This is a genomic window from Micromonospora sp. 4G55 (assembly GCF_016803375.1).
On record NZ_JAEVHN010000702.1, the window covers coordinates 1 to 3,082 of the forward strand.

General features: G+C 73.4%; 2 protein-coding genes and 1 pseudogene. 2 read left to right on the plus strand and 1 reads right to left on the minus strand.

Features of this window, described 5'->3' with window-relative positions; all coding sequences use genetic code 11:
• Window positions 1-186 (minus strand): hypothetical protein (locus JNW89_RS32645; protein WP_238451982.1); only part of this gene is annotated, 186 nt, incomplete at its 3' end.
• Between JNW89_RS32645 and JNW89_RS32650 the strand changes: the two genes are divergently transcribed.
• Window positions 185-577 carry a hypothetical protein gene (locus JNW89_RS32650; protein ID WP_238451983.1) on the plus strand — a complete coding sequence of 131 codons (393 nt, stop codon included), beginning with the start codon at window positions 185-187 and terminating at the stop codon, window positions 575-577. The genes JNW89_RS32645 and JNW89_RS32650 overlap by 2 nt on opposite strands.
• A gap of 243 nt (window positions 578-820) precedes the next feature.
• Window positions 821-2,793 (plus strand): annotated as a pseudogene (locus JNW89_RS32655) (amino acid transporter).
• The last annotated feature ends 289 nt before the right edge of the window (window positions 2,794-3,082 follow it).

Genomic DNA, 3,082 nt, shown 5'->3' on the forward strand with positions numbered 1-3,082 from the left:
CCGGGCGAGGTACGCGCTGCTGCGCGACGGCGCCCGCGACGGGGTGCAGCCCTGGGCCCGGATCTTCACCGTCGACGCCCGTACTGGCGGGCCGCCGCGCACCTCGACGCGCACGTCGAGGACTGGATTCGCGCGCTGGAGTGAGCCGGGGTGTCGGCCGGCCGGCACCGGGTACCCGCGGGTCATGCCCGTGCACCGTTCCGCGTTCCGCTTCGACCCGGCCTTCCGGGCCCCGCTGGCGCTGCTCGGCGTACGCCCGGAGACCTCCTGGGTGCTCGTCGACGACGAGGCGCTCGACATCCGGTACGGACCCTGGCGGCTCCGCACCCCGCGGGCCAACATCACCGGGGCGCGACTCGACGGGCCGTACCGGTGGTGGCGGACGATCGGGCCGCACCTGTCGTTCGCCGACCAGGGGGTCACCTTCGGCACCAGCACCGCCGCCGGGGTCTGCGTGCAATTCGCCGAAGCCGTCCCGGCCCTGGTGCCGGGACCGTGGCCGCGCCACCCGGGCGCCACGGTCACCGTCTCCGACCCCGAGGCCCTGCGCGACGTCCTGGCGGCACCACCGGGCTGAAGCAGCCGGCCCGCGCGGTGCGCGCCCGCGATGATCTCCCGGCTTGCCGGTTCCGGCGAGCGGCGCCGCGGGTACCGCCTACGGTCGGTGCAGGACCGTAGAGAGTGGGACGGGGATGGCGGACGGGCGGGACGGGGCGAAGCCACGGCGTAGCCGGGGACGGCGTGGCACGCCGCCGGGTCTCGGGCCCGAGGTGCGGGCGGCCCGCGATCCGCTGCAGGGGGAGCGCACCCGGTCGGGTCGGTGAGGGTCCCGGAGTGCGTGGAGAGCCACGCCCGTCCCCGCCCGGCGGCCGACCCGCTGCGGCGCTGGCTCTTCGCCCACCAGGTGCAGCCCGTCGGTCCCGAGGCGGAGGAGGGTACGCAGAAGCGCCACCCCTGGTGGCGGGTGATGTGCCTGACCGGCGTGGACTACTTCTCCACCCTGTCGTACCTGCCCGGCATCGCGGCGCTGGCGGCCGGGGCGCTCTCCCCGCTGGCCACCCTGCTCATCGTGGCGCTGACCCTGTTCGGGATGCTGCCGATGTACCGGCGGGTGGCCCGGGAGAGCCCGCACGGGCAGGGCTCGGTGGCGATGCTGGAACGGCTGCTGCCGTTCTGGCGCGGCAAGATCTTCGTCCTGGTGCTGCTCGGCTTCGTCGCCACCTCGTGGATCATCACGATCACCCTCTCCGCCGCCGACGCCACGGTCCACCTGCTGGAGAACCCGTACCTGCCGGCGTCCTTCCCGCACGGCACGGCCGCCGCCGTGGTGGTGACCGTGGTGCTGCTGTTGATCCTCGGCGGGGTGTTCCTGCTCGGGTTCAGCGAGGCGGTCAGCGTGGCCATCCCGCTGGTCGCGGTCTTCCTCGGGCTGAACGCGGTGATCGTCGTGGTCGGGCTGGCCGAGGTGGCCGCGGACCCGTCCCTGGTGGGCGACTGGACGGCGGCGCTGACCGCCGGCGGCACCGGTCTCGGCGACCTGCTCGGGCCCGCCGTGCTGGCCTTCCCGCTGCTGGTGCTGGGCCTGTCCGGCTTCGAGACCGGGGTCAGCATGATGCCGTTGGTGAAGGGGGCGGGGGAGGACTCCCGGCAGCGCCTGGAGGCGCGGATCCGCAACACCCGCAAGCTGCTCGCTACCGCCTCGCTGATCATGTCGGTGTACCTGATCGCCACCACGTTCGTCACCACGGTGCTGATCCCGGCGGAGGAGTTCCGGCCGGGTCGTGCCGCCAACGGACGGGCGCTGGCCTGGCTGGCGCACGAACACCTCGGCGAGGCGTTCGGCACCGTCTACGACATCAGCAGCGTGCTGATCCTCTGGTTCGCCGGCGCCTCGGCGATGGCCGGCCTGATCAACATCGTGCCGCGCTACCTGCCGTCGTACGGGATGGCGCCGGAGTGGGGGCGGGCGGTCCGGCCGGTGGTGATCGTCTACACGGTGATCAGCATCGCCATCACGGTCGCCTTCCGCGCGGACGTCAACGACCAGGCCGGAGCGTACGCCACCGGGATCCTGGCGATGATGGTCTCCGGCGCGGTGGCGGTGACCATCGCGGCCGTGCGGGCCCACCACCGGATCGCCGGGGCCGGCTTCGGCCTGCTCACCGCCGTGCTGCTCTACGCCCTCACCGAGAACGTGATCGAGAAGCCGGACGCCTCGCCATCTCGGCCCTGTTCATCGCCGGGATCATCGCCGTCTCGCTGATCTCCCGGGTGTCCCGCACCACCGAGCTGCGGGCGGAGCGGATCGAGTTCGACCCCGCCGCCCGGCGGTTCATCGCCGACTCGCTGACCCACGACGGCCGACTGCACCTGATCGCCAACAAGCGCGACAGCGGGGCGCTCAAGGAGTACCGGGTCAAGGAGCGGGCGCAGCGCGGCATGAACCCGGTGCCCGGCGCGGCCGACGTGCTCTTCCTGGAGATCGACGTGGTGGACCCGTCCCAGTTCAGCCAGGTGCTGCGGGTGCACGGCGTGGAGGTCGGCGGCTACCGGGTGCTGCGGGCCAGCAGCCCGGCCGTCCCGAACGCCATCGCGGCCATCCTGCTCGCCCTGCGCGACGGCACCGGCGTACGCCCGCACGCGCACTTCGAGTGGTCCGAGGGCAACCCGCTCGCCCACCTGCTGCGGTACCTCATCCTCGGCCGGGGCGACACGCCGCCGGTGGTCCGGGAGATCATCCGCAAGAGTGAGCCGGACCCGTCGCGCCGACCGGGCATCCACGTCGGCGGCTGAGCGCACCGACTCGCCACGACCGCAGCCGCTGCCCGGCGGTCGCGGTCGGTGATCGGCGGTCGGCGGCAGGATGTGCCGCCGGTACTACAGACCTGATGACGGGAACGAATCACGAACTCCCGCGCCGTCGTCGGTTCCGGGTGCGAAACGACGGGGTCCGGCGACCGCCTGAGTCGTTCACGTCATCAGGTCCGTAGCGTCGCGGAGAGGCCTTGTCGGCTTCCGACCGTTCCGCTGCCCGCGCAACCGGCGCGGTCCGTGCCGGGACCGACGGCGCGCGGCGCTCGGC

What these genes read in the sequence shown, in the direction of transcription:
- JNW89_RS32650 (WP_238451983.1), top strand. Translation starts at nt 185, where the DNA reads ATGCCCGTGCACCGTTCCGCGTTCCGCTTCGACCCGGCCTTCCGGGCC.